Origin of the sequence: Ruminococcus gauvreauii (assembly GCF_025151995.1) — a bacterium.
Taxonomy (GTDB): domain Bacteria; phylum Bacillota; class Clostridia; order Lachnospirales; family Lachnospiraceae; genus Ruminococcus_G; species Ruminococcus_G gauvreauii.
In genome coordinates this window covers 3,789,519-3,813,928 of the sequence record NZ_CP102290.1, presented here as the reverse complement: position 1 = coordinate 3,813,928, position 24,410 = coordinate 3,789,519, and the positions used below count along the sequence as shown (strand labels likewise).

Below are 24,410 nucleotides of genomic sequence, written 5' to 3'. Positions count from 1 at the left end.
TTCTTATCCTTTCGCAATGCGTTTCGCGATCCTTCCGGACAGCCAGTTGATCGCAAGTACGATCACAAGAAGCACGACTGCCGTCGCATATGCCTGATCCATATACAGCCCTTCGCTGGACAATGCATACATATGTACTGCCAGCGTTCTGCCCGATCCCATCAGGCTGGATGGAATCTGTGCCACCGTACCTGCCGTATAAATAAGTGCCGCCGTCTCTCCGACGATTCGCCCCGTCGCCAGAATAATGCCCGCCAGAATACCTGGTACCGCGGACGGGAGTACGATCTTAAATATTGTCCTGAGTTTACCCGCTCCCAGTCCGAAACTGGCTTCCCGGAACGAGACCGGAACCGCTTTTAACGCCTCCTCTGTCGTTCTCATAATCAGCGGCAGTATCATGATGACCACCGTAAAGGAACCCGACAGCAGGGAAAATCCCCATCTCAATGTCGTCGCAAAAAACAGAAGTCCAAACAGTCCGTATACAATCGACGGGATACCGGAAAGTGTCTCCGCTGTGACCCGGATGATTCCGACCAGTTTGCTGCCCCGGCCGGAATATTCCACCAGAAAGATGGCAGAAGCCACACCGATCGGCACTGCGATCACCAGAGATAGCGCCGTCATCGTCAGCGTGTTGATAAGTGCCGGCATCAATGACGCATTGTCCGATGTATAGGTGAACGAAAATAAATCCGGTGTCAGGAAGCGCACTCCTCTGACAAGAATAAATGCAACGAGAAACAGCAGTACAAAGAATGTAACTGCAGTACAGATCATTACGAGCGCTGCCAGAAACGCCGACATGGGACTCTTCGTATAGGCTTTTAATTTTTGAGATAATGACTGATAATTCCTAGCTTTCACTTCCACTGTAAGTCCTCCTGTTCAGCAGCGATACCGCCAGATTGATCAGCATGATAAATACAAACAGTACAACTCCCGTTGCAATCAGTGCTTCCCGGTGAAGGTCTGCCGCGTATCCCATTTCCATTACAATATTTGCCGTCAGTGTGCGGACACCGCGAAACAGTCCCGCCGGCATACGCGCCTGATTTCCAGCTACCATGATGACCGCCATCGTCTCACCGACTGCGCGTCCGATACCGAGTACGATACCGGCTACGATTCCGGATTTAGCTGCCGGGACGATCGTGAAAAACACGCTGCGCTCATGCGTTGCTCCCAGCGCCAGTGAGCCTTCGTAATAACTGTCCGGAACACTTCTGAGTGCGGACTCTGTCACTCCGATGATCGTCGGCAGGATCATGATGGCCAGCAGTACGGAGGCCGCCAGCATCGTACTCCCATCCCTCCCCGATATCCTGTGGATCATGGGAACGATCACGATCAGACCGAAGAAGCCATAGACGACAGACGGGACTCCAGCCAGAAGGTTGATTGCCGACTGCAGAAACGGATAAATTTTTTTCGGACAGTATCTTGCCATAAAAACAGATGTAAATAATGCAACCGGCACCCCCAGAATGATTGCTCCCGCTGTCACATAAATACTGCCCAGTATCATGGGCAGTATTCCGTACAGATGATTGGAAGGTTTCCAGAGTTCCCCCAGAAGGAAATTGCCAATTCCAATCTCCCCGATCGCGGGTATTCCGTTTGCGAAAAGAAATACACAGATCAGTGCAACTGCTAATACGGATGTACAGGCTGCGATCAGAAAGACAATTTTCATTGCTGTTTCTTTGAATTGATTCATATACTTTCCTCACCTTCCCCGGGGGATGATCAGTTCAGGTCTTCCCAGTCCAGGACTTCGCCTGTGTAGATTCCTTTTACCTGGTCACTTGTCAGTTCGTCGATGCCGCTGTCATTGTTTACGATCACTGCAATACCATCCTGAGCGATCGCGGTCGGAACAAGGCCTGCCTTGGTCTCGCTGTCTTTTAATTCACGGGATGCCATACCGATGTCACATAATCCGTCGATTGCAGACTGCATGCCTGTCGTTGAATCACTCTGCTGTACCTCGATCTCAGCATCCGGATTCACTGCTGCGTATGCCTCCTTTAATTTTTCCATAACCGGTGTCACGGAAGAAGAGCCTGCTACGACCACTTTACCCGCCGGTTTGTTCCCTGCATATGCTTCCACATCGCTCACCGGGATGTATCCGTTTTCTTCGACTACCGCCTGACCCTCAGTGCTCATGATAAAGGCCATGAAATCCGCTGCCGCCTCACTTAAGTCTTCCTTTGCCGCAACGTTGAACGGACGGACAACCTTATAAGAGCCGCTTTCGATATTCTCTGCAGTCGCCTCCGCTCCGTCGATTCTGGCAGCTTTTACCGTATCGTTCAATGAACCGAGTGAAATATAGCCGATCGCATTCACGTCACCCTGTACCGTTGTCATCATGACAGAGGTACTGTTTGTGATCTTGGCTTCTTCGGTTGTCATATCGACCTTTTCGCCGTTTATTTCTTCTTCGATCCCGAACAGTTCCACAAAAGCACCGCGTGTACCGGAACCGTCTTCTCTTGAGACGATCGTGATCGGTCCGGATGCCCCGCCTGCCGAAGTATCTTTACCGGTATCTTCTGTACCTGTCTCATCCCCGGCTGCTGCTTCCTGCGTTGTATCCGCTGTATTAGATTCTGAATCTGCCGATGCGTCATTGCCTGCGCATCCTGCTAATATTGTGCTGCCGATAATAATTGTTGTCATTAATGCTACGATAGATCTCTTCATAATAATCTTCTCTCCTTTATCTCTTCGATTTACAAGTCTTATCTTACAATTTCTATTGTAAAATGCATCATCATCGTCCGGTAAAACGTATGTAAAATTTTAGTTAAATCACCGGTTATGCGTTGCACTGTTCCTTTTAACACGGTACAATGAGGACAACAGCAAACAATCAAAGAGGAGACTTATATGGAAAGATTAAGAGAGAAAAAAGGATTTATCTGTGACATGGATGGTGTGATCTACCATGGCAATATCCTGCTGCCCGGTGTCCAGGAGTTCGTGAACTGGCTATATGAAAAAGAAAAACGTTTTCTGTTCCTGACAAATTCCAGCGAACGCTCCCCAAGAGAGCTGCAGCAAAAGCTGGCACGCATGGGACTTGATGTAGATGAGAGTCACTTTTACACCAGCGCACTTGCAACCGCGAAATTTTTGAGCACACAGTCACCGGGCTGCAGTGCATATGTGATCGGCGCTCCGGGACTTCTGAACGCGCTGTATGAATCCGGTATTACGATCAATGATGTCGACCCTGATTACGTCGTGATCGGCGAGACGAGAAATTATAACTACGACAGTATCCTGCACGCTGTCAAACTGATTGAAAAAGGCGCCCGCCTGATCGGCACGAACTATGATCTGACCGGACCTTCGGAGAATGGTATCATCCCCGCCTGCCGCGCATTCGTAGCTCCCATAGAGCTGACGACCGGGAAATCGGCATACTACGTCGGCAAGCCGAATCCTCTGATGATGCGTACAGGGCTTCGGATGCTGGGCGTTCACTCCGAAGATGCCGCGATCATCGGCGACCGCATGGATACCGATATCATTGCAGGTGTTGAATCCGGACTGGACACGGTACTCGTACTCTCCGGCGTGATGACTCGGGAAGATGTCAAACAGTATCCGTACCGTCCGCGTCTGATCCTGGACGGCGTCAGAGATATTCCTGAATAATGCACAGGAAAAAAGCAGATTTTCAAATCCGCAAAACGGTTGAAAATCTGCTTTCATGTTATTGTAACTGTTAAGGACGTTTGATCTTTTTGGAAGGCGTTTTTTCAAACTCTGTATCACGGATACTCAGACGGCTGATCCGCTTGAACACAGGCATACCCTGATTAAAATCATCGATAATCTCCTGAATTGCCGCCGTGATATCTCTGATGCGTTTCTTTTTCGCATACTCTTCATCAGGAAAGACTTCAGCCTGGATACCGCCCGGATACTCGCTGACGATAATCTCTTTGATAAGGTTGTTCTTCAGCAGCCGATTCTCCAGCTCTTCCGGTGACACATTCTCACCATTGGCAAGGATGATCAGATTCTTCTTCCTTCCTGTGATGAAAACAAATCCATCCTCATCCACATACCCCAGATCTCCGGTTTTCAGCCACCCGTCCTCCAGGGTCTGCGCCGTCTCCTCCGGCATGTGATAGTATCCCATCATGACGCTGGAACCGCGTACCCAGATCTCATCATCGACAATCTTTGCCTCACAGTTCGGAAGCAGCCTGCCGACGGAATTTTTCTTCGCTGCCCATTCCAGATTGGTACTGATGACCGGGGAACATTCCGTCATTCCATACCCTTGAAGAATGGTAATTCCATAGTCTTTAAACTTATCGATATATTCCGGATCCAGATACGCGCCGCCGCTGCATATCGTGCGAAGCCGTCCTCCAAATGCTGCTTTCGCCGCCATTTTCTTCGGAATCAGAGGTCCTGCATCCTGCAGTTTTGCATAGATGGACTCGATCACCATCGGAACGAGAAGCACGATCTCCGGCTTGAACAGCTTCATATTTCTTGCCACGTGCATGATGGAATCGTTGATGCAGATGATGATCCCTATGTAGAGTGCTTTTAAGATGTCCATCGTAAAGCAGTACGCATGGTGGATCGGAAGCAGTGTCATGGAAACGGTACCTGCCGGGATTTTCATGTCCACAGAAACCGCATTTTCCGTCAGGTTTCGGTGGTTCAGCATGACACCTTTGCTTTTTCCTGTTGTACCCGATGTAAACAAAATAGCACACAGCTTCTCCTCATCAATCGGAATCGAAAAGCTTCCGCCCTCTTTTTCCAAAAGTCCGGGAAGGTCTGACTGCATGGAGATCACGTGAGAAAGTCCGGGACATCTCTCCTGCACCATGCCTGCAACATCGGCGCGCAGCTCGTCATAGATCAGGATGCTGACCCCTGCCCGCTCCAGCAGTTCACAGACTTCCTCCGCCGGAAGCTGTACATCCACCGGAACGACAACACTCTGAGAGTTCACGACACCAAAGTAGCTGATGATCCACTCATAGCTGGTGGGTCCGATCAGTGCCACATGTTTTCCCAGCATATTCAGACTTTTTAAGATACAGCTGACAGACTCGCTGTCACGCTTTACATCCTGGTAACTCTTACTGACGACTTCTTTTCTGACTTTGTACCGAACCGCATCCTGACTTCCGTAAGTGCAGGCTGCGTGGTCGATCACATCTTTCATTGTTTTTACCGGCATTTTGCTTCCTCCCCCGTTTTCGATTACTCCTGCAGCTCTCTGATATATTTCACTGCGTCGCCGACCGTTTTAACATTCACCACTTCCCGTTCCACAACCTCGATGTCAAATGCCTCTTCGATCTCTCCTACCATCGCCATGAAATCATAGGAGTTGAACCCCAGGTCTTCCATAAATCTGGAATCCTCACTGATATCCTTCTTTTCAACTTCCACATATTCACAGATAATGTCCTTTAATTGTTCCAGCATATCGTCTTCCTCCTCTTATTTTTATACTGACTCTATGATACTGCCCACTGTCGCCTGTGGATCCGCGATCCCGCAAAACAGTATTTTACACAGATAATAATAAATATATTCCAGATGTTCCGGAGTAACGACACCCGTCTGGTACTCAAATCCGAAATCCAGACCATTGTCCTCCGCCCGGTGCATAACCGTCAGATACAGCGTGTGCGCTGCAGCACCGTTCGTATACCGCTCCGTCTTATACCGAATATCTCCCAGCCGTTCCAGACCGCCTGTCTTCAGGCTCATCGGCTGATACGTCAGACTCATCGGTTCATACGTCTGCCCATCCGGCAGATCATAGTACTGTTTACGAAATCCGTAATAATCCACCGGGTTGTAATTTGCATGACGGAAATACTGATTCTGACCGTCACGTATCTTTAACATCCCTTCCATAAAGGTATCCCTCCGCGGAATGACTGTCCGAAACGGGAAACAGTGGATCCTGGAACCTCCGCATTTCTTCTCTGTCAGTGTCGCCCTTCTCGCTATGGTTGTCGTGATGGAAATGTCATCCAGGTCATTTTCCTTCTGCAGGAACGTGCGCAGTCCCATCATCAGCAGACAGACCATGGAGACTCTGTTCTGTTCGCAGAACCTCAGCAGCTGCATCGACGGCTCCGCCTCCAGATGGAAGGTTGTGATATTTGCCTCCACGTTGGAGGAAGTGTTCGTAGCCGCACGCATATCCGGCTTATTTTTTTCCAGTCTTTCCTTTTCCAGTTTCGCAGGACCATAAATGTCTGCAAAAATCGGTTCTGAGGACGCGATCAGCTTTTCAAAGAATTCTCTGTCCCGTCTGGCGCTCTCGCTTCCCTGTTCATACGCCAGGTCTTTTTCGAGCTGTTTAATATAAGAAGCCATGGGTCTCGGATAATCGATCCCCTCGTATTTCATGTTACAGTAGATTTCGATCACATCCTTCAGGAATACGATCAGTGACTGTGCATCCATCGTCAGATGATCCACGAGCAGATAGATTCCCTGAAAACCATCCGGCATTTTAATCATAACAACACGATTTCTGGGTGAATCAAACGGTTCAAACGGTGTTTCCGTCCATTCGACCAGTTTATCCCTCGCATGGCATTCCTGCCATCCCGTAAAATCAAAATGTTCAATCTCCCGTTCTTCCTTATCTACCACGTATTGATAGACATTTCCCTCTTTATCTTCCGCAAAACGCAGCCGCATGGATTCACAGCGGTCATATGCCTGATATACAGCTTCTTTCAGCGCAGCCCAGTCCAGATCCTGTTCAATGGTCAGGCTGCTTCCGATATTCAGCACCTGCTTTTTGGGACAGTATTTCAGACAGTAATAATGAAGCTTCTGCGCTGCCGTCAGCGGATATACCTTATAACCTTTTCTCGTTTTCATCATAGAATTAAACCTCCTCACCGTTTTAGCATATCAAGAAACGAATTCACAGCACGCTCATATGCAACGGTATTTTTATAATATGCCTCTGCGTGGGAGGCTCCTTTGATGATCAGTTTCTGCTTTGGGGATGCACAGCTGCGATAGATTTCCTCACACATCCAGCACGGAACAAACGTGTCCGCATCCCCGTGAATCATGAGGATCGGTACCGTGGCTTTTTTTACCTCTTCAGCAGAATTACATTCTGCCAGCCCATATCCGGCGCGTTTTTTTACCAGTCTGTCCGATATCTGAAGGATCGGAAACGCCGGCATATGATACATATGATTCAGTACAGAAGTAAAAACCTCCCACGCCGATGTAAACCCACAGTCGGAGACAATCCCCTTCACCTGCAGCGGAAGCCTCAGTCCGCTTGCCATCAGTACTGTAGCACCGCCCATGGACATTCCGTGAAGAAAGATCTCCTGTTCCTGTCCGAAGCGGCCGAGCAGATACCGTATCCATTCTACTGCGTCCCATCGGTCCAGGCATCCGAAACCGATGTATGTACCTTCACTTTGGCCATGCGCCCGTTCGTCCGCGAGAAGCACGTTGTATCCCTTTTCCAGATAAAACCTGGCGATACACGGAAAGTCATTCAGCCCTTCGCTTGTATACCCGTGGAAACATAGAAATGTCCTGTCTGACTCCTCTGACGGAAAATACGTGCCGAACAGTTTCAGTCCATCCCGGGACCGTATGAATACATTTTCTTTTTTTCTCTCCATCAGCCAGCTGCGGCACGCTCTGATCCTCGGAATATATGCATCCCATGCAGTCCCTGCCATCTTTTGTGTGCGGTCCCTTTTGGCATTGCTACGAATCATCGTCCGGCGAAAAAAGTATTCCGCGATACCATACTCTGCCGCCGCTGTAACAGTTCCAAGACCTGCCGCCCATTTCCATACTTCCATCATAAATCCCTCCATTTTTGGATCAGGTTAAATCAGTTTCTGTATGCTGAGTGCTTTCTCGATACTTCCATCCACCTTCAGTTTTCCCAATGTAAATGCCATGACGGGATCCGATTTCCCCTCAGCGATCTTAAACAGTGTTTCCGCCGTACAGGTGAAAACCGCGTCTCTGTCATAATACTCATAAGGCTCTACGCTCAAAGCACCGTCGTTTACCTCTGCATAAAACGCGCCCTCACCCTCACCCGTGATATTGAACTGGAAAGCCAGATGTTCTGAGATCTGACTCACATCTGCCTTCATAAAAATTGCTTTTGCTTTTTCATATACTTCTTCAAACGTCATAACCGTTTCTTCCTCCTATATCCGCCGCTGTACTTTTATCCCGGCGTAAACTGACTTTTTTCGACCGTTGGTCGAATTTGATCATGGGCTTACTCTACCACTTTTTCGACCGCCAGTCAAGTATGGTGTTTTCTCCGGATATCTGCTATACTTATAAAATGACGGACTTCTGAAAGGAGATTTTTATGCAGAATAACAACAAAAGAGACCTGATCCTGGACGCCATGCAGGAATTGATGAACGAAACATCAAACCGTGCGATTTCCGTCAGCGATATTGCCGAAAAAGCGGGGATTGGAAAAGGAAGTATCTACTACTATTTTGAATCTAAGAATGATATTATCGAGGCCGTTATCGAGCGTTCCTACTCGATGGCCATAAGAAAGAGCAAAGAGCTGGTCAGTTCCACAGACATTGACGCCTTTGCCAAGATGGAAATCATATTTCGTGCGTGCCTGGAAGCTTCTTCCGAATTGAAGCGGCAGGAAGAATGCGGAAGTTTTATCGAGATACAGCAGAGCGCATTGATTCATCAGAAATTCATGACCTTTTTGATCAGAAATCTGAAACCTATTCTGTCTGACATTATCAGACAGGGAAATTATGAGGGCCTGATCCAGTGTGACTACCCGGATGAGATCGCAGAAATCGTCCTGATCGTGATGACTGTGAAGCTGGACAATCATATCATCCCTTCCACTACGGATGAAATCAGGAATCTTTTGCATGCATTTTCTCTTATGCAGTCCAAGAGTATGGGCATCAGCATGAAGAGTCTGCAGTTTCTCCAGCAATGACATGATGCCAAGGTTAAAAGGCAGTTTCTGCGGATGCTTTCCACGGAAACTGCCTTTTATATTCTTAATAGACTTCACTTCCAAACGGCATCAGAGCCAGCTTCGCCAGTTTAAACTGCTGCATGCCGAACGGAATCCCAATGATCGTGATACACAGCAGAGCTCCAAGAGCCAGATGCTCAAGCGCCAGAGGTATTCCGGAAACAATCAGCCAGATGATGTTCAGGATCATGCTCCCCGCACCTCCGCCGTACCGCACTTCTTTTCCGAAGGGGAAGAAGCTGAGCGATGCAAATTTGAAGCACTGAACACCAACCGGTATTCCTACGATCGTAATACACCACAGCAGTCCGGCTGCACACCAGCTGAGTCCGCTTAAAAAACCCCCAAATATGAACCATAACAAATTACCCAGACATCCCATCAGTCATTCCTCCTGTCTTCCAACAATAAATTCTGTTCCCAGCGTTTCAGATCATCCATGATCATCTGTACTTTTTGCATCGCATCATCAACCTGTTCTCTGGCATCCGTGATTCTGGACTGCACCATCCAGTCGGCGACGAGTCCGTCGAAGAAAAAATCGGCAAATGTCAAAAACTCATTGACATCCATCCGGAGATCCAGCGGCACCTCGATATCCCTGAGTTCATCCCGAAGCCTTCCCAGATGATATTTCGCCTCATCCAGTGCACTCTGTGAATCTTCGATCTTCGAGTGTTTGACCATGGTGCTGAAGAAACCTCCGCCCAGCATGTCGAAGATGCCCCAGTTTCCTGCGCTTTTCAGACTTTCCTGCGCTATTTCCAGACTGCCAAGCGCACACCGTCCCGCCTCCATGGCTTCTCTGATCTCTGTTATCTGTTCTTTTCCCAGCATACTTCATTCTCCTTTTCTGTCATTTTTGCCTGTTTTGTGCGTGACAGATTCCGGCATGCCATGTGGTCCGCAAAAGGTATTCCTTTGAATCAAAAAAGACCCTTATCATGACGATCTGTCACGATAAAAGTCTTGCACATCTCATTTTATACGGCTGCCTCTCGGCAGCGGGTGACGATTTAAAACCCACCTTTCGGTGTTCGGCTACTCCCTTTTATCAGATATGATTATATCATATTACCCTGTTCATGTCAAAGGATTCTTAATTGTAACTAATCAGGACGGCGCATCTTCTTGACCGAAAAAGACGGTCAAGAAGCATCGGATGTTCATCCGATGTGGAAATTGGTGCGTAAAAGCGACTGACAAGCAAGCTTGATGCAGCTTTCTGCACCAATTTCCCCGCCGTCGTGAACTGTTACTTATAATTTACGATCTTACCGAAATCTGGTTTCAGTGCTGCGCCGCCTACCAGGCCGCCGTCGATGTCTGCCTGTGCAAACAGTTCCGGTGCTGTAGCAGCGTTTACAGATCCGCCGTACTGGATACGGATCGCTTCTGCAGTCGCCTCATCATAGATCTCAGCGATGCATGCACGGATCGCTGCACATACTTCCTGTGCCTGCTCCGTAGTCGCGGTTTTGCCGGTTCCGATCGCCCAGATCGGCTCATATGCGATGACAGCCGTCTTTGCCTGGTCTGCAGTTACGTTTAAGAATCCGACTTTAACCTGCTGGCGAATGAAGTCCATGGTCACGCCCTGCTCTCTCTGTTCCAGAGATTCACCGCAGCACATGATCGGTGTAATGCCGTGTTCGAACGCTTTCAGCATCTTTTTGTTCACGGTTTCATTCGTCTCAGCAAAGTATTCTCTTCTCTCGGAATGGCCCAGAACAACATATTTTACTCCGACATCTGTCAGCATGGCAGGAGAGATCTCTCCTGTGTAAGCGCCTTTCTCCTCGAAGTACATGTTCTCCGCACCTACTTCGATGTTGCTTCCCTTACATGCTTCGATAACCGGAATGATATCGATAGCCGGCACGCAGAACACAACGTCCACATCGTCACTGGCAACGAGCGGTTTCAGTGTATTCACCAGCTCAACAGCCTCACTCGGAGTCATATTCATTTTCCAGTTACCTGCAATAATTTTTCTTCTTGCCATTTTCTTATCCTCTTTTCACGTTTTTTTGGTTCGTACTAGCGATTATCTGCTGCGGCTACGCCCGGGAGTTCTTTTCCCTCCAGGAATTCAAGGGATGCCCCGCCGCCTGTGGAGATATGTGACATCTTGTCACCAAAGCCCAGCTGATTGACTGCTGCTGCAGAATCACCGCCCCCGATGATCGTTGTCGCATCCGTCTCAGCAAGCGCCTCAGCTACAGCGATCGTTCCTTTTGCCAGGATCGGGTTTTCGAATACACCCATCGGCCCGTTCCACACGACTGTCTTAGCCGTCTTCACAGCCTCGGCATACATCCTGGCGGTTTCAGTCCCGATATCCAGTCCCATCATATCTGCCGGGATGGAATCCGAAGCAACGATCTGCGTCTCAACCGGAGCATCGATCGGTGACGGGAATTCACTGGTGATGGTGGTGTCAACCGGAAGCAGTAATTTCTTACCGAGTTTCTCCGCCTTCTCGATCATTTCCCTGCAGTATTCCAGTTTTTCGTCGTCAACGAGTGAAGTGCCGATCTGTCCGCCCTTCGCTTTCAGGAAGGTATATGCCATACCGCCGCCGATAATTAAAGTATCGCATTTTTCCAGCAGATTTGCAATAACATTTAATTTATCTGCAACTTTTGCACCGCCCAGGATGGCTACAAACGGACGGTTTGGATTATTTACCGCATTTCCGAGGAAATCAATTTCTTTCTGCATCAGATAACCGACAGCGCAGGTATCCACGTATTTTGTCACGCCAACGTTTGAGCAGTGTGCCCTGTGTGCGGTTCCAAATGCGTCATTTACGAATACCTCGCACAGGGATGCAAGCTCTTTGCTGAATTCCTCACCGTTTTTCGTCTCTTCTGCACGGTAGCGCGTGTTTTCGAGCAGGATAACGTCCCCGTCTTTCATCACTTCAACTGCCGCTTTGGCATTGGCACCGACTACTTCAGGGTCAGCGGCAAATTTCACTTCCTGTCCGAGCAGCTGGGAGAGTCTTACGGCTACGGGTGCAAGAGAAAGTTCCGGTTTCGGTTCTCCCTTCGGTTTGCCCAGATGGGAACACAGGATGACGCGTCCGCCGTCTGCGATCAGTTTTTTGATCGTCGGCAGTGCTGCAACCAGCCTGTTCTCGTCAGTGATTCCGCCGTCTTTCAGCGGTACATTAAAATCACATCTCACCAGCACTCTCCGGCCTTTTACATTGATATCGTCTACTGATTTTTTGTTCAGCATAAAAATCCTCCTTTGGATCATTTTCTGTGCAATAAAAACAGGATCCGGTCCTGCAAGACCGGACCCCTTTGGATCTTAAAAATTGATTAAGCCAGCTCTGAGAAGAATTTGATTGTGCGAACCATCTGGCTAACGTATGAATTTTCATTGTCATACCAGGATACAACCTGAACCTGTGTATCACCGTTTTCAAGAGGAGATACCATCGTCTGTGTTGCATCGAACAGAGAACCGTATGTCATGCCGATCACATCGCTGGATACGATCTCTTCTTCATTGTATCCGAAAGATTCTGTTGCTGCATTTTTCATGGCCTCGTTGATCTGGTCTACGGTAACGCTTCCCTTTACAACTGCTACCAGGATTGTTGTGGATCCGGTAGGAGTCGGAACTCGCTGTGCAGAACCGATCAGTTTGCCATTCAGTTCCGGGATTACCAGACCGATCGCCTTTGCAGCACCTGTGCTGTTCGGAACGATATTCAGTGCGCCTGCGCGGGATCTTCTCAGGTCGCCTTTTTTCTGCGGTCCGTCAAGGATCATCTGATCGCCTGTGTAAGCGTGGATCGTGCTCATGATACCGCTCTGTACCGGAGCCAGGTTATTCAGAGCCTGAGCCATCGGTGCCAGACAGTTTGTTGTACAGGAAGCTGCGGAGATGACGGTATCTTCTGGTTTCAGTGTATCATGATTTACATTATAAACAATAGTAGGAAGATCATTTCCAGCCGGAGCGGAGATAACTACCTTTCTTGCTCCTGCCTTGATATGTGCAGATGCTTTGTCTTTGGATGTATAGAAACCTGTGCATTCCAGAACTACGTCAACACCGATCTCTCCCCAGGGAAGTTCAGCAGCGTCAGCTTTTGCATAGATCCTAATTTCTTTTCCGTCTACAGTAATGGAATCTTCACCGGCTGTTACCGTATCGCCTAATGCATATCTGCCCTGTGAAGAATCATATTTCAATAAATGTGCGAGCATTTTCGGGGATGTCAAATCGTTGATTGCCACTACTTCATAACCTTCTGCTCCAAACATCTGTCTGAATGCCAGACGACCGATACGTCCAAAACCATTGATTGCTACTTTTACTGCCATCTTTAATTTCCTCCTAATTCTTTGCTGTGATCGTGGTACTGAGCCTCCGATTTACGTTGGGAAGCTTCACTAACTGCTATTCTACCCAATTTGTGACAAAAATTCAAGTAAAACTTCATGCATGATTAAAATTCGATTTTTGTTACAATTGTACAAAAAACGGTCTTTTTCCTTCAAATTCCATCACATAACGGTATCCAACCGTTCTCAAATAGTCAGAAACCGCCAGAAAGTCATATCCAATATCTTCCGGAGCGTGTGCATCCGATCCAAGGGTGAGTAATTCCCCTCCCAGTTCGCGGTACCTGCGGATGATATCATAGTGTGGATTCGGAAAACCGAGACCTTTTTTGAGTCCTGCCGTATTGATCTCCATACCACAGCCTGACTCTATGATATGCTTAAGAATCGCATCTATGACATCCCTGTATTCATCATAACCATATTGCAATGCCTTATGCACACCGTACCTGACAACGTAGTCGATATGTCCCAGCACCTGAAATTCGCCGAATGCCTGTACATTTTCCAGAAGGGATTCCAGATATCTTCGATACACTTCCCGGTCTTCCCTGCCTTCAAACACCTCCGGATAGTACGGATCTTTTCCGTCCACCAGATGAAGTGACGCGATCACAAAATCAAACGGATACTGCTTAACATATTCCCAGTGCCTGTCCGCCAGATGCGGCTGCATGCCGATCTCGACACCGATCCTGATCTTCAGTCTTTCCCTGTATTCCTCGCGCAGTTCCAGCATGTACGGGATATAAGCATCCGTATCCAGAATGAATTCCGGCTCCTCGCTGTCCGTGTCCATGTGGTCGGTAAAGCAGATGGATTCCATCCCGAGCGCGGCCGCCCGGTCTGCCATCACGTGTGGATCCGCCTCACTGTCTCCGGAAAAGAAAGTATGCAGATGATAGTCAGGAATCATAGGATCGTACCTCCTCCTGCCACGTAATCTCCCTCATAGAAGACCGCAGCCTGTCCGGGAGTCACGGCACGCTGGGGTTCAAAAAAGGTGCACAGCACCTCGTCCGGACCCGTACGCTTCACCATGCAGGGAGCCCCCTTGTGGTTATACCGGATCTTCACGAGGAATTCCCTCTCTTCCCCTGTCTTCAGCTCCTCCACCGCCATGAAATTCAGCCGGTTGGCGCGCAGCGTCTTCCGAAACACCTCGTCGCTGCCTCCGATCACCACTTCGTTCGTCTCCGGTCTGATCTCCGTGACGAATACAGGACGTCCCATCGAAAGGCCGAGCCCTTTTCGCTGACCGACCGTATAGTGTGTGATTCCCCTGTGACGGCCGATGACCTCGCCTTCGGCGGTGATAAAGTCTCCGGGCTTTGCCCTGACCCCTGTCGTCTCATCGATAAACTTTGCATAATCATTGTCCGGTACGAAACAAATCTCCTGGCTGTCCGGTTTATGCGCCACCGTCAGCCCGATATCCTCTGCCATTTTTCGGATCTCGTCCTTCGTGTAATCCCCCGCCGGCATCAGCGTGTGGGACAGCTGCTCCTGCGTTAGATTATACAGGGCATACGTCTGGTCCTTTGCAGCCGTCCTGGAGTTTTGGATTGCATATCTCCCGTTTGGCAGCTGTGCAATCCTCGCATAATGACCCGTCGCGATATAGTCCGCACCGATCTCAAGGCTTCTCCTGAGCAGCGATTCCCATTTCACATACCGGTTGCAGGCGATGCATGGATTCGGTGTCCTTCCGCTTTGATACTCCGCAATGAAGTAATCCATCACATGCTCTTTGAATTCTCTCTTGAAATTCATCACATAGTGAGGAATGCCGAGAGCCGCAGCAACTCTTCTGGCGTCTTCCACTGCACTCAGGCCGCAGCAGCCGCCATTCTCTTCCTGCACGGTCTCTTCCTCATCCTGCCAGATCTGCATGGTGACACCGATCACATCATATCCCTGCTCCTTCAAAAGCCAGGCTGCCACGGAGGAATCAACCCCTCCGGACATGCCGACGACGACTTTCTTTTTCACCATTAATATGCTTCCTCTTCCTCTTCTTCCCCTTCATGAATATCTGATTTCGGTTTTTCCAGACCTTCAATCTGAATATGATGTTTCTCTGCGTAGTCCCAGAGAGCCGCATGGATCGCCTCTTCCGCCAGAAGAGAGCAGTGTACCTTGACAGGCGGAAGCCCGTCGAGCGCCTCCATCACTGCTTTATTCGTCACCTTCAGGGCCTCCTCGATATGTTTGCCCTTCACAAGTTCTGTCGCCATGCTGCTCGTTGCCACCGCGGCACCGCAGCCAAATGTCTTAAACTTACAGTCATTGATGATTCCCTTATCATCAATATCCAGATAGATCCGCATGATATCTCCGCATTTCGCATTTCCTACGGTCCCGACACCGCTGGCGTTTTCTATCTCTCCTACATTGCGTGGATTCTGAAAATGATCCATTACTTTTTCACTGTACATGTTTTTTCTCCTTATTCTTCTCCTGTTTTGTCCGGCCGGCTGTTATCTGGCCGCCGCCTGTTTTTTTACGAAATCTTCATATAATGGAGACATCTCCCGCAGGCGGTTTACAATCTTTTTAATTGATTCCACCACCGTATCGATCTCATCCTTTGTCGTCTCGTCACTGAGCGTCAGCCTCAGGGATCCATGCGCGATCTCATGCGGAAGCCCGATCGCCAGAAGCACATGCGACGGATCGAGTGAGCCCGATGTACAGGCGGAACCGCTCGACGCACAGATTCCCTCCATATCCAGCATGATCAGCAGGGATTCTCCTTCGATGAACTGGAAACTGATATTGACGTTGTTCGGCAGGCGCTTAGACGGATGTCCATTCAGACGTGTGAAGGGCACTTCTTTCAATATCCGCTGTGCCATATAATCCCGCAGTTCACATTCTTTCTGTGTCCGCTCTTCCATCGTGTCGGCAGCCCGTTTCGCCGCACATCCGTATCCGACGATCCCCGGCACATTTTCCGTTCCGGCACGGCGTTTTCTCTCCTGTGCTCCGCCGTGAATGAAAGAACGGATTTTCACACCTTTCCGGATGTAAAGAAATCCGATGCCTTTCGGTCCGTTGATCTTATGCGCACTGGACGAGAGCATATCAATATTGCAATCATCCACATCGATGGGAAGCTGTCCGAAAGCCTGTACTGCATCTGTGTGGAACAGGACGCCGTGTTCTTTCGCGATCCTCCCGATCTCCTCAACCGGCTGTACGGTGCCGATCTCATTATTTGCAAACATGATGGAAATCAGAATCGTCTTCTCAGTGATCGCCTTCTGCAGTTCCTGCAGATCCACAAGACCGTGCTCATCTACATCAAGGTAGGTGATATCCGCGCCGTTCTTCTCCAGATACTCACACGTGTGCAGGATCGCATGATGCTCAATCTTTGTAGTGATAATATGATTTCCTTTGTCCCTGTAAGCTTCAAACGCCGCCTTCAATGCCCAGTTATCCGACTCGCTTCCTCCTGCCGTAAAATAAATTTCCTCCGGCTTCGCGTTCAGCACACCGGCGATTTCTTCCCTTGCCTTCGTGATGGCTGTTTTGCTGGTAGCCGCCAGATCATAAACACTGGACGGGTTCCCATAATATTCCGAAAAGTACGGAAGCATCGCTTCCACTACCTCAGGTGCTGTTTTTGTCGTTGCTGCATTATCCAAATATATCATTTTTCCCATTTTAACACTCCTCAATTATTACAGGTTGAAGACAGGGGCAGTCCCTTCTCCTGAATCTTACGGCTTTCCTCTGCCAGATGATCAATCATGATGCTGTCCACCGCCTGTGTAATACTGTCATTTATCTTTTGCCATACATACCTTGTCACACATAAGTCTGCGCCCTCGCAGCCGTTGTTCTCCTGATTTCCGGGACAGGTGACAGCCTCAAGACTGCCTTCCAGCGCACGCAGCACGTCTCCCACAGAAATTTCCGTGGCCGGTCTTGCAAGACGGTATCCGCCCTGTGCGCCCCTGACGCTGACGACGATATCCGCCTTTCTGAGCATTCGCATCAGCTGTTCCAGGTAACTGTCGGAAATATTCTGTCTTCTGGCAATACTCTGTATGGAAACAGCCTCCTCTTCACTGTAGACCGCAAGGTCAATCAGCGCTCTCAGACCATATCTGCCTTTCGTTGATAATTTCACTCGCTCACCTTCCATTTCAATCCCGAGTAAATTACTCGGGTTTTCTTAGGCTAGAATATCACCATTCCCCCGTTCTGTCAAGCCGGAAATCTGAATATATTTTTTTAAAGACTAATACGGAGGTCACCATGCCAAAAACACAGCGCCTCCTCTTTGGCACCCTTCTCCTGACCGCTGCAGGCCTGATCAGCCGATTGATCGGTTTCTTCTATAGAATATTCCTCTCACACTCGATTGGTGCAGAAGGAATGGGTATCTTTCAGCTGATTTCCCCCATATTCAATCTATGCTATGCGTTTACGGTCCTTGGCGTCCAGACGGCTCTTTCCAAAAGCGTTGCAGCACGGCTTGCCACCGGAAACAAAAAAGGCGCCCGCGACCTTTTTATCGTCGGAAGCGCCATATCTTTTTGTGCTTCCATACTGGCCTTTATGGCCGTCTACTTTGGATGTGACTGGTTCTGCAGCGTGATACTGGCAGAACCCCGCTGTATTCCGCTGGTTCGGCTCATGTCATTTACCATCCCATTCGGAACGCTGCACATCTGTATCACTTCCTACTACTTTGCACAGAAGAAAACCGTAATTCCCTCCATCGAGCAGATGCTGGAACAGTGCATCCGGGTCATGTCCTCCTGGGTATTTTTCCGCATGATGCTTGCAAACGGCATTCCGGCATCTCCGTTTCTCGCCGTTGCCGGTACCGCTGTCTCTGAGCTGTTCGCCTTTTTCTTCGTCTTCTATTTCCTGAGGAAAGAGTTCAAAGAAGAAGGTTACCACATCCGCCAGGTGTCTTCCGTGCGGGTATACGCATCGGAAATCCTCCGGCTTTCCCTGCCGCTGACTGCGAACCGTGTCATTCTCAACCTCTTAAGAAGTGTGGAGACCGTTCTGATACCGTTCTGTCTGCGATTATATGGACTGACCTCCGGCGAAGCCTTAAGTACATACGGCGTCCTGACAGGAATGGCGCTTCCGCTGATCCTGTTTCCCTCCACCATCACTCATTCTGTCTCCGTGATGCTGCTTCCCGCCGTCGCAGAATCCAAAGCCCGGAACCAAAAAGACAGAATTGCGTTTACTGTGGAAAAGACCATACGGTACGGGCTGTTTCTCGGCATTCTGTGTTTCGGACTGTTCTACCGGTACGGTGACAGTCTCGGAGCGCTTCTCTTCCACAGCGAAGAGGCGGGACGCTATATTGCAATTCTCTCCTTTATCTGTCCTTTTATGTATCTGTCCACCACACTGGCCAGTATCATCAACGGGCTTGGAAAGACCACGCTGTATTTTATTCAGAGCCTGGCGGGCCTGCTGCTTCGCATATGTTTCGTGTTTTTTGCAATTCCCCGCTTTGGAATCCTCGGCTATCTATGGGGTGTTCTCGCAAACGAGATCATTCTGGTTCTCCTGAGCGTCATATCCCTGCACCGCGAGGGAGTCTTGGTATTCCATGCGGCAGACGCCATTGCCAAACCCATATGCTTTCTCATGATTTCAGCGGGATGCGCCCAGAGTCTGCAGCTGGTATCGGACTATCTGCCCGGCGGTCCCCTCACCCTGCTTGCCGCATCCTGTGTTGTCCTGACTTTTGTATACGTACTTTTGCTGAACACCTTCCATCTGATACATCTTCCGAATCTCATCCGTAAGAGCCGCGGATAAATTCCCCATCGACAACCCGGAAGAATTGTATTATACTTAGTGCGGAACCCGCAGGGGAGGGGAAATACTCCGCACGGGTTTCATTCGAATGAGAAAGGACTTTGGTAATATCATGAGTATTGAATTGATGAAAAAACTTCCGACGCCGTCACAGATCAAAGAAGAGTATCCGGTCACGGAGCAGATCATCGCATTGAAAAAAGAACGCGATGCAATGATCCGCGATGTTCTGACCGGAGTATCCGATAAATTCCTGGTCATTATCGGCCCCTGTTCCGCCGACAATGAGGACCCCGTATGCGAATACATCAGCCGGCTGGCAAAAGTCCAGGAACGCGTCTCAGACCGCCTGATCCTGATCCCCAGAATCTACACGAACAAACCGCGCACCACCGGTGAGGGCTATAAGGGGATCGTCCATCAGCCGGATCCCGAGAAAAAACCTGATCTGCTGCAGGGGCTGATCACCGTGCGCAAACTTCATATGCGCGCAATCAAAGAGACGGGACTCACCTCAGCCGATGAGATGCTGTATCCGGAAACATGGCTCTACCTTGATGATCTGCTGTCCTATGTGGCGATCGGCGCACGTTCGGTTGAGAATCAGCAGCATCGTCTCGTCGCAAGCGGCATGGATGTGCCTGCCGGCATGAAGAACCCGACGAGCGGTGATTTCACGGTCATGCTGAATTCCGTGTATGCCGCACAGCACGGTCACAGCTTTATCTACCGGAACTGGGAAGCCCATACCCACGGCAACGACCTGGCGCATACGATCCTGCGCGGTGCCGTCAACAAACATGGAAATGCAATCCCCAATTATCATTATGAGGATCTCCAGCTGCTGCTCGAAAAATATCAGGATCATGATCTGAAAAATATGGCTACCATCGTGGATGCGAACCATTCCAACTCCAACAAGCAGTTCATGGAGCAGATCCGTATCGTCAAGGAAGTGCTGCACAGCCGCAGCGTGTCCGGTGATATCCGTAACTTTGTAAAAGGAGTTATGATCGAGAGTTACATCGAAGAAGGATGTCAGAAGATCGGGCCGAATCATATCTATGGCAAATCCATAACCGATCCATGTCTCGGATGGGAAGATTCGGAGAGGCTGATCGAAACGATCGCAGAATTATGTTAAGATGCAGAAAAGACCCCGCGGGGTCTTTTTCTATTTCCTTGGATGTGCTTTCGTATATACATCCCTGATTTTATTCACATTCATATGCAGATACATCTGCGTTGACGAGATATCGGCATGTCCCAGCATCTCCTGTACACTTTTCAGATCTGCACCGTTTTGTATCAGATGTGTTGCAAAGGAATGACGCAGCGTATGGGGCGTGATGTCAGTTGTGATATTGGCGGATTTCGCATAGCCTTTCAGCACTTTCCAGAAGCCCTGTCTGCTCATCGGCTTTCCCGAACAGTTTGTAAACAGCAGTCCGCAGTCCTGTACCCCGATCAGCGCCCCTCTGGCCTCATTCAGATACGTCTCAAGCGCCTTTCTTGAAACATTGCCGAATGGAATGATCCGCTCTTTATCATGTTCCGTACAGGTGATATACCCCATCTGGATATTGACATCCGATAGTTTTAAATGCACCAGCTCGCTGACGCGTATACCTGTTGCATAGAGGAGTTCCAGCATTGCCTTGTCCCTGAGTCCCTTCGGCGTCATGTCTGACGGCTGCTTCAGCAGCAGGTCGACCTCCTCTATGGTCAATACCTCGGGAGCTTTCTTCTCAACCTTTGGCGGCTTCAATCCATCCGACGGATCCGTCTCAACCATATGCTCTTTCAGCAGGTACTGAAAAAAAGCCCTCATCGCCGCCACGCTTCGTGATACGGTAGAGGGAGCAAAATTTTCCCGTTCCAGATACAGCATATAAGTATTCAGATTCGTTGCTGTCACCTGCGATATCTCCGTTATATCGAGAGTCTGCAGATATCGTGCCATCTTCTTCAAATCACGCTCATATGACACCTGTGTGTTTCTGGAAGTCTTCTTTACATTATTCAGATAATCAATAAATTCTTGAATTGCGCCTACCATTGAGTATTATCCTTATCTTACGTTTTTTTAGCAATTCACCCTTCAAATATAATAGTATTATAAGCATGTTTTACAGGAAAATCAAATGCTATTTTTCTTTCATTTACGCGGATTTTTCAACTTTTTTACAAAAGCACTATATATCGTCTAAACCCGCATTATGTTTACCATATGTAGTTTTAAAAAAAAATATTTTTTTTCTTCAAGTAAAGATTTTCAGCCATAAAACGGAATTTACATAGGTCTCAATCAAAATTCCCAGCGCCATACAGAACAGGAAAATCACACACAGTAGAATCGGCCATCTGATCTCCTGTGCCGTGACGGACGGATATCCCTGGACTGACCGCTTGTGTTTTCCCATCAGTAGCAGGAAGCCAAATACCGCAGGTATGTAAAAGATCAGCTGTGAGAGGATTCCCGCCATACAGAATAAAAATCCCTTGAGGCCTGACTGCAGCAGAAACAGTACTGCGAGGCCGCCCGCCAGAAATCCCAGCCACAGCGACACCAGAACCGCCAGGATTTCGCCGGCCCCCGCAATTCCCGCCAGCATACTGACTCCCACAAACAGACTCTTTTCTCTCAGCATAAAAAGCCCGTATTTTTTCATATCAATGTGTGATACCTTGTATTGTTCCAGCACCGCATAGACCGACACGTAATCCCGGAATCCATCCACTTTCCACAGCTGATTCACCGCCAGGATCCCAAGTAAAAATGCCCCCAAATACAGGTATATAAAAAGCCGGACGGGAACATCCGGCTTTAATCTGAATCTTCTCATCGCTTCGCCTCCCTAGAGTACCCCTTATATAACATATGCGTCCGGGAATGCCTGTATCACACATTTTTAGCGGTACAACGTGATTGACTTCGTCACTTTTTTCAAGTAGAATAGACCCCATACACTTTAAAAACATCAATCCGGATTGTGAGGCGAACTGTATGAATATCCTGATATGTGACGATTCTGTCAGGGACAGAGCGAATATCCGCTGTCTGTTAAGCAAATACATGGATACCCAGAAAGAATCTGTCCGTTTTCTGGAATTTTCTGACGGCAGTGACCTGATCACGTATCTGAAGGACCATTCTGCGGATATGATCTTCCTTGATATCTTTATGAATCAGATGAATGGAATCGAAACCGCCAGGGAACTGCGCAGCCTCGGCTGCAGCGCCTGCCTGATCTTCATATCATCCAGCCGGGAATTTGCTGTGGACAGTTATTCTGTACAGGCAAATTATTATCTGGTGAAGCCCGTCCGCTACGAAGATATATCGAGTGCAATGGTCAGCTGCATGCATCATCCCGTGCTGGAGCATTCGTTTCAAAATTATCAGCTGACCGTGACACATAAGCGCCAGGAGATCACGATTCCGCAGATGACCATCAACTATATCGAAGTGTACAACAGGATCCTCACTGTCCACTGTACGGACAGACTGATCGAGACATACAGCACCCTCGATTCCGTGATGGATAAGCTGAACCGGAACTGCTTTATCCGCCCGAACCGCAGCTATATTTTAAATATGCACTACATAGACCATTTGGACGGAAACCAGTTTATCCTGAAAAACCGCCAGGCAGTACTGATCTCACGATTACAGCGCAGGGAACTGTGCAAAACATACTTTGCTTTTCTGACCGAGCAGTTATGGGGGCCGGAATTATGATACCAGTATTCTTTGAACAGATTGCCGGTCTTCTCATTCAGCTGCTCCCCTGCTCCGCGATCTGCTATTACCTGATGGAGCAGCACTTTTGCATACCGAAGAGAAAGCTTTTTCTTCAACTTGGCCTGCTGCTGTTTCTCACAACCACTGCTTTTGGAATGTTCTCCGCTGCCTTTCACAGACATCAGACAGAAAATGCATACCTCTATCTGAATCTGATCTTTCTCGGGGAAGTTTTTCTTTACGGAATGTATTTCATATTCACAAGCCGGATCAATGTCTGGGTGAAGCGGTTCATTTTCATCTTCGCCTTTAACTACGGACTTTTCATCGGCCTTCTGAAAAATGCATTCGGTTCCGTTTTTCACTATTTTTCCGGAAGAGGCAGTGAACTGCTCTATGACGGACCCATGATATTTGTAGTCCTTCTGATGGAAGTGTTGACGTTTCCCCCGCTGTTTCACATTATGAGGAAATTCAAATGGCTGAGAGATTCTCTTTCCGACACCGCCATCTGGAGGACGCTTACGATCATCGATATCATCTTCAGCGCCGTTTACTATCTGTTTTCTCTTCGTCTCGGAATGACCGAGCTCGACGATGCCATCACGGTTCTGGCTATCATCTTCATCTTCCTTTCCCAGATGCTGCTGATCTATCTGTCACTGCAGATTCTGGCTCAGATGCTGAGAAAAGAGCAGGTGCAGCAGACGACCGCCAACATTAAAAACCAGATGGATATACAGGCAGTCCAGTATGACACGCTGAATCAGCTTCTGAATCAGACACGTGTTCTCCGGCACGATATGAAGCATCATCTGCATTCGATTCAAATCTTTCTGGAAGACGGCGAACCGGAACTGGCACGGGAATATTTGAAGCTGCTGGCCTCACAGGACGTACTGGCAGCACCTTCCCCGTACTGTGCCAATCCCTTTATCAACGCAACCATCAGTTATTACCTTGGTCTGGCAGAAAAATCGGGGATCCGTATCGAGCACAGTATCAGCCTGGATGAAAATATTCCGTTCGACAACACGGATCTCTGCATTATGATCGGGAACTGTCTGGAAAATGCGCTGGACGCGGCAAAAGACACCGTCTCCTCCGGGAATGCCTTTATCCGGGTCCGCGGTAAATGGGTGGAGCACTACTATATCTTCAGCGTTCAGAACAGTTATCTACATCTCCCGCGGAAATCAGGAGACGTATTCTTCTCGACGAAGCACAGCGGCTGTGCCATCGGCCTCAAGAGCATCCGGTCGATTGCTGACAAGTATCACGGACAGATGTCTGTCGATTACCATGACAGCATCTTTCAGATCAGCATCGCACTCGCACCATTGCATGAAAACACACAGTGAGAATCTGCAGATCCGGATTCTCACTGTGTGTTTTTCCTTAGCCTTATATCGGATACAACGGGTATGCAGAATAGTCCTTATCAGTA

General features: G+C 48.7%; 26 protein-coding genes. 6 read left to right on the top strand and 20 right to left on the bottom strand.

The features are described 5' to 3' along the window. Positions 1-3: 3 nt before the first annotated feature. Genes pstA through NQ502_RS17820 form a run of 3 tightly spaced genes read right to left on the bottom strand, consistent with a single transcriptional unit; the run spans position 4 to position 2,715 of the window. Positions 4-810 (bottom strand): phosphate ABC transporter permease PstA, encoded by an 807-nt coding sequence (pstA, locus tag NQ502_RS17830; protein WP_044983301.1) that lies wholly within the window; start codon positions 808-810, stop codon positions 4-6. Positions 811-859: 49 nt separating this feature from the next. After that, positions 860-1,723: a phosphate ABC transporter permease subunit PstC gene (gene pstC / locus NQ502_RS17825; RefSeq protein WP_028528863.1), complete on the bottom strand. Its 864-nt coding sequence runs from the start codon at positions 1,721-1,723 to the stop codon at positions 860-862. A gap of 29 nt (positions 1,724-1,752) precedes the next feature. Further along, entirely contained in the window at positions 1,753-2,715 is a 963-nt protein-coding gene (locus NQ502_RS17820; RefSeq protein ID WP_028528862.1) for a substrate-binding domain-containing protein, read from the bottom strand. Between the two features lie 186 nt (positions 2,716-2,901). On the opposite strand from NQ502_RS17820, the gene NQ502_RS17815 reads away from it, so the two are divergent. Beyond that, positions 2,902-3,675 (top strand): HAD-IIA family hydrolase, encoded by a 774-nt coding sequence (locus NQ502_RS17815; RefSeq protein ID WP_028528861.1) that lies wholly within the window; start codon positions 2,902-2,904, stop codon positions 3,673-3,675. A 70-nt stretch (positions 3,676-3,745) separates the two neighbouring features. Here NQ502_RS17815 and NQ502_RS17810 read toward each other — a convergent pair whose 3' ends face one another. From NQ502_RS17810 to NQ502_RS17790, 5 genes are read right to left on the bottom strand one after another with little or no spacing between them, the layout of a single operon-like run. Continuing rightward, complete coding sequence (locus NQ502_RS17810) at positions 3,746-5,230, bottom strand: AMP-dependent synthetase/ligase (RefSeq protein ID WP_028528860.1); 1,485 nt, start codon at positions 5,228-5,230, stop codon at positions 3,746-3,748. Positions 5,231-5,253: 23 nt separating this feature from the next. Beyond that, entirely contained in the window at positions 5,254-5,481 is a 228-nt protein-coding gene (locus NQ502_RS17805) for an acyl carrier protein (RefSeq protein WP_028528859.1), read from the bottom strand. A 21-nt stretch (positions 5,482-5,502) separates the two neighbouring features. Next, on the bottom strand, positions 5,503-6,906 hold the full coding sequence (locus NQ502_RS17800; RefSeq protein WP_341349415.1) for a condensation domain-containing protein: 1,404 nt from the start codon (positions 6,904-6,906) through the stop codon (positions 5,503-5,505). A 14-nt stretch (positions 6,907-6,920) separates the two neighbouring features. Continuing rightward, positions 6,921-7,865 carry an alpha/beta hydrolase gene (locus tag NQ502_RS17795; protein ID WP_341349414.1) on the bottom strand — a complete coding sequence of 315 codons (945 nt, stop codon included), beginning with the start codon at positions 7,863-7,865 and terminating at the stop codon, positions 6,921-6,923. A gap of 24 nt (positions 7,866-7,889) precedes the next feature. Next, on the bottom strand, positions 7,890-8,207 hold the full coding sequence (locus NQ502_RS17790) for an SCP2 sterol-binding domain-containing protein (RefSeq protein ID WP_028528856.1): 318 nt from the start codon (positions 8,205-8,207) through the stop codon (positions 7,890-7,892). A gap of 185 nt (positions 8,208-8,392) precedes the next feature. Between NQ502_RS17790 and NQ502_RS17785 the strand changes: the two genes are divergently transcribed. Continuing rightward, a complete protein-coding gene (locus tag NQ502_RS17785) occupies positions 8,393-9,004 on the top strand; it encodes a TetR/AcrR family transcriptional regulator (protein WP_028528855.1) in 612 nt (203 codons plus the stop codon). Positions 9,005-9,068: 64 nt separating this feature from the next. Here NQ502_RS17785 and NQ502_RS17780 read toward each other — a convergent pair whose 3' ends face one another. The 10 genes from NQ502_RS17780 to NQ502_RS17735 all read right to left on the bottom strand — a co-directional run bounded on the left by NQ502_RS17780 (position 9,069) and on the right by NQ502_RS17735 (position 17,554). Further along, entirely contained in the window at positions 9,069-9,428 is a 360-nt protein-coding gene (locus NQ502_RS17780; RefSeq protein ID WP_028528854.1) for a YccF domain-containing protein, read from the bottom strand. Continuing rightward, positions 9,428-9,883 (bottom strand): hypothetical protein, encoded by a 456-nt coding sequence (locus tag NQ502_RS17775; RefSeq protein ID WP_028528853.1) that lies wholly within the window; start codon positions 9,881-9,883, stop codon positions 9,428-9,430. Before NQ502_RS17775 ends, NQ502_RS17780 begins: the two co-directional genes overlap by 1 nt. A 418-nt stretch (positions 9,884-10,301) precedes the next feature. After that, positions 10,302-11,051, bottom strand: a complete 750-nt coding sequence (gene tpiA / locus NQ502_RS17770; RefSeq protein WP_028528852.1) for a triose-phosphate isomerase — start codon at positions 11,049-11,051, stop codon at positions 10,302-10,304. 35 nt (positions 11,052-11,086) lie between these two features. Continuing rightward, entirely contained in the window at positions 11,087-12,292 is a 1,206-nt protein-coding gene (locus NQ502_RS17765; protein ID WP_028528851.1) for a phosphoglycerate kinase, read from the bottom strand. 86 nt (positions 12,293-12,378) lie between these two features. After that, the gene (gene gap, locus NQ502_RS17760; protein ID WP_028528850.1) at positions 12,379-13,392 is read right to left on the bottom strand and encodes a type I glyceraldehyde-3-phosphate dehydrogenase; all 1,014 of its coding nucleotides are present in this window, start codon (positions 13,390-13,392) and stop codon (positions 12,379-12,381) included. A gap of 142 nt (positions 13,393-13,534) precedes the next feature. After that, entirely contained in the window at positions 13,535-14,329 is a 795-nt protein-coding gene (locus tag NQ502_RS17755; RefSeq protein ID WP_028528849.1) for a histidinol-phosphatase HisJ family protein, read from the bottom strand. Then, on the bottom strand, positions 14,326-15,408 hold the full coding sequence (gene mnmA / locus NQ502_RS17750; protein ID WP_044983297.1) for a tRNA 2-thiouridine(34) synthase MnmA: 1,083 nt from the start codon (positions 15,406-15,408) through the stop codon (positions 14,326-14,328). The genes NQ502_RS17755 and mnmA overlap by 4 nt, the downstream gene beginning before the upstream one ends. Continuing rightward, a complete protein-coding gene (gene nifU / locus NQ502_RS17745; RefSeq protein WP_028528847.1) occupies positions 15,408-15,851 on the bottom strand; it encodes a Fe-S cluster assembly scaffold protein NifU in 444 nt (147 codons plus the stop codon). Before nifU ends, mnmA begins: the two co-directional genes overlap by 1 nt. Positions 15,852-15,893: 42 nt before the next feature. After that, positions 15,894-17,084, bottom strand: a complete 1,191-nt coding sequence (gene nifS, locus NQ502_RS17740) for a cysteine desulfurase NifS (protein ID WP_028528846.1) — start codon at positions 17,082-17,084, stop codon at positions 15,894-15,896. Between the two features lie 11 nt (positions 17,085-17,095). Next, positions 17,096-17,554, bottom strand: coding sequence for an RrF2 family transcriptional regulator (locus NQ502_RS17735; protein ID WP_028528845.1), 459 nt, complete (start codon positions 17,552-17,554; stop codon positions 17,096-17,098). A 128-nt stretch (positions 17,555-17,682) separates the two neighbouring features. Here NQ502_RS17735 and NQ502_RS17730 point away from each other — a divergent pair, with 128 nt between their 5' ends. Both NQ502_RS17730 and NQ502_RS17725 read left to right on the top strand, forming a co-directional pair. Further along, the gene (locus NQ502_RS17730) at positions 17,683-19,218 is read left to right on the top strand and encodes a polysaccharide biosynthesis protein (RefSeq protein ID WP_044983296.1); all 1,536 of its coding nucleotides are present in this window, start codon (positions 17,683-17,685) and stop codon (positions 19,216-19,218) included. A gap of 112 nt (positions 19,219-19,330) precedes the next feature. Next, a complete protein-coding gene (locus tag NQ502_RS17725) occupies positions 19,331-20,362 on the top strand; it encodes a 3-deoxy-7-phosphoheptulonate synthase (protein ID WP_028528844.1) in 1,032 nt (343 codons plus the stop codon). 30 nt (positions 20,363-20,392) lie between these two features. Here NQ502_RS17725 and xerD read toward each other — a convergent pair whose 3' ends face one another. Both xerD and NQ502_RS17715 read right to left on the bottom strand, forming a co-directional pair. Next, a complete protein-coding gene (gene xerD, locus NQ502_RS17720; RefSeq protein ID WP_028528843.1) occupies positions 20,393-21,277 on the bottom strand; it encodes a site-specific tyrosine recombinase XerD in 885 nt (294 codons plus the stop codon). A gap of 202 nt (positions 21,278-21,479) precedes the next feature. Continuing rightward, positions 21,480-22,064 (bottom strand): stage II sporulation protein M, encoded by a 585-nt coding sequence (locus tag NQ502_RS17715; protein WP_028528842.1) that lies wholly within the window; start codon positions 22,062-22,064, stop codon positions 21,480-21,482. 161 nt (positions 22,065-22,225) lie between these two features. Here NQ502_RS17715 and NQ502_RS17710 point away from each other — a divergent pair, with 161 nt between their 5' ends. Together NQ502_RS17710 and NQ502_RS17705 are read left to right on the top strand one after the other, a co-directional pair. Beyond that, positions 22,226-22,960 (top strand): LytR/AlgR family response regulator transcription factor, encoded by a 735-nt coding sequence (locus NQ502_RS17710; RefSeq protein WP_028528841.1) that lies wholly within the window; start codon positions 22,226-22,228, stop codon positions 22,958-22,960. Beyond that, positions 22,957-24,324: a sensor histidine kinase gene (locus NQ502_RS17705; protein ID WP_028528840.1), complete on the top strand. Its 1,368-nt coding sequence runs from the start codon at positions 22,957-22,959 to the stop codon at positions 24,322-24,324. The genes NQ502_RS17710 and NQ502_RS17705 overlap by 4 nt, the downstream gene beginning before the upstream one ends. Positions 24,325-24,410 lie beyond the last annotated feature (86 nt).

Bases quoted from the DNA above. Each gene is read 5' to 3' on its own strand.
- pstA (WP_044983301.1), bottom strand. From the start codon at position 810: ATGTCGGCGTTTCTGGCAGCGCTCGTAATGATCTGTACTGCAGTTACA.
- pstC (WP_028528863.1), bottom strand. From the start codon at position 1,723: ATGAATCAATTCAAAGAAACAGCAATGAAAATTGTCTTTCTGATCGCA.
- NQ502_RS17820 (WP_028528862.1), bottom strand. From the start codon at position 2,715: ATGAAGAGATCTATCGTAGCATTAATGACAACAATTATTATCGGCAGC.
- NQ502_RS17815 (WP_028528861.1), top strand. From the start codon at position 2,902: ATGGAAAGATTAAGAGAGAAAAAAGGATTTATCTGTGACATGGATGGT.
- NQ502_RS17810 (WP_028528860.1), bottom strand. From the start codon at position 5,230: ATGCCGGTAAAAACAATGAAAGATGTGATCGACCACGCAGCCTGCACT.
- NQ502_RS17805 (WP_028528859.1), bottom strand. From the start codon at position 5,481: ATGCTGGAACAATTAAAGGACATTATCTGTGAATATGTGGAAGTTGAA.
- NQ502_RS17800 (WP_341349415.1), bottom strand. From the start codon at position 6,906: ATGATGAAAACGAGAAAAGGTTATAAGGTATATCCGCTGACGGCAGCG.
- NQ502_RS17795 (WP_341349414.1), bottom strand. From the start codon at position 7,865: ATGATGGAAGTATGGAAATGGGCGGCAGGTCTTGGAACTGTTACAGCG.
- NQ502_RS17790 (WP_028528856.1), bottom strand. From the start codon at position 8,207: ATGACGTTTGAAGAAGTATATGAAAAAGCAAAAGCAATTTTTATGAAG.
- NQ502_RS17785 (WP_028528855.1), top strand. From the start codon at position 8,393: ATGCAGAATAACAACAAAAGAGACCTGATCCTGGACGCCATGCAGGAA.
- NQ502_RS17780 (WP_028528854.1), bottom strand. From the start codon at position 9,428: ATGGGATGTCTGGGTAATTTGTTATGGTTCATATTTGGGGGTTTTTTA.
- NQ502_RS17775 (WP_028528853.1), bottom strand. From the start codon at position 9,883: ATGCTGGGAAAAGAACAGATAACAGAGATCAGAGAAGCCATGGAGGCG.
- tpiA (WP_028528852.1), bottom strand. From the start codon at position 11,051: ATGGCAAGAAGAAAAATTATTGCAGGTAACTGGAAAATGAATATGACT.
- NQ502_RS17765 (WP_028528851.1), bottom strand. From the start codon at position 12,292: ATGCTGAACAAAAAATCAGTAGACGATATCAATGTAAAAGGCCGGAGA.
- gap (WP_028528850.1), bottom strand. From the start codon at position 13,392: ATGGCAGTAAAAGTAGCAATCAATGGTTTTGGACGTATCGGTCGTCTG.
- NQ502_RS17755 (WP_028528849.1), bottom strand. From the start codon at position 14,329: ATGATTCCTGACTATCATCTGCATACTTTCTTTTCCGGAGACAGTGAG.
- mnmA (WP_044983297.1), bottom strand. From the start codon at position 15,408: ATGGTGAAAAAGAAAGTCGTCGTCGGCATGTCCGGAGGGGTTGATTCC.
- nifU (WP_028528847.1), bottom strand. From the start codon at position 15,851: ATGTACAGTGAAAAAGTAATGGATCATTTTCAGAATCCACGCAATGTA.
- nifS (WP_028528846.1), bottom strand. From the start codon at position 17,084: ATGGGAAAAATGATATATTTGGATAATGCAGCAACGACAAAAACAGCA.
- NQ502_RS17730 (WP_044983296.1), top strand. From the start codon at position 17,683: ATGCCAAAAACACAGCGCCTCCTCTTTGGCACCCTTCTCCTGACCGCT.
- NQ502_RS17725 (WP_028528844.1), top strand. From the start codon at position 19,331: ATGAGTATTGAATTGATGAAAAAACTTCCGACGCCGTCACAGATCAAA.
- xerD (WP_028528843.1), bottom strand. From the start codon at position 21,277: ATGGTAGGCGCAATTCAAGAATTTATTGATTATCTGAATAATGTAAAG.
- NQ502_RS17715 (WP_028528842.1), bottom strand. From the start codon at position 22,064: ATGAGAAGATTCAGATTAAAGCCGGATGTTCCCGTCCGGCTTTTTATA.
- NQ502_RS17710 (WP_028528841.1), top strand. From the start codon at position 22,226: ATGAATATCCTGATATGTGACGATTCTGTCAGGGACAGAGCGAATATC.
- NQ502_RS17705 (WP_028528840.1), top strand. From the start codon at position 22,957: ATGATACCAGTATTCTTTGAACAGATTGCCGGTCTTCTCATTCAGCTG.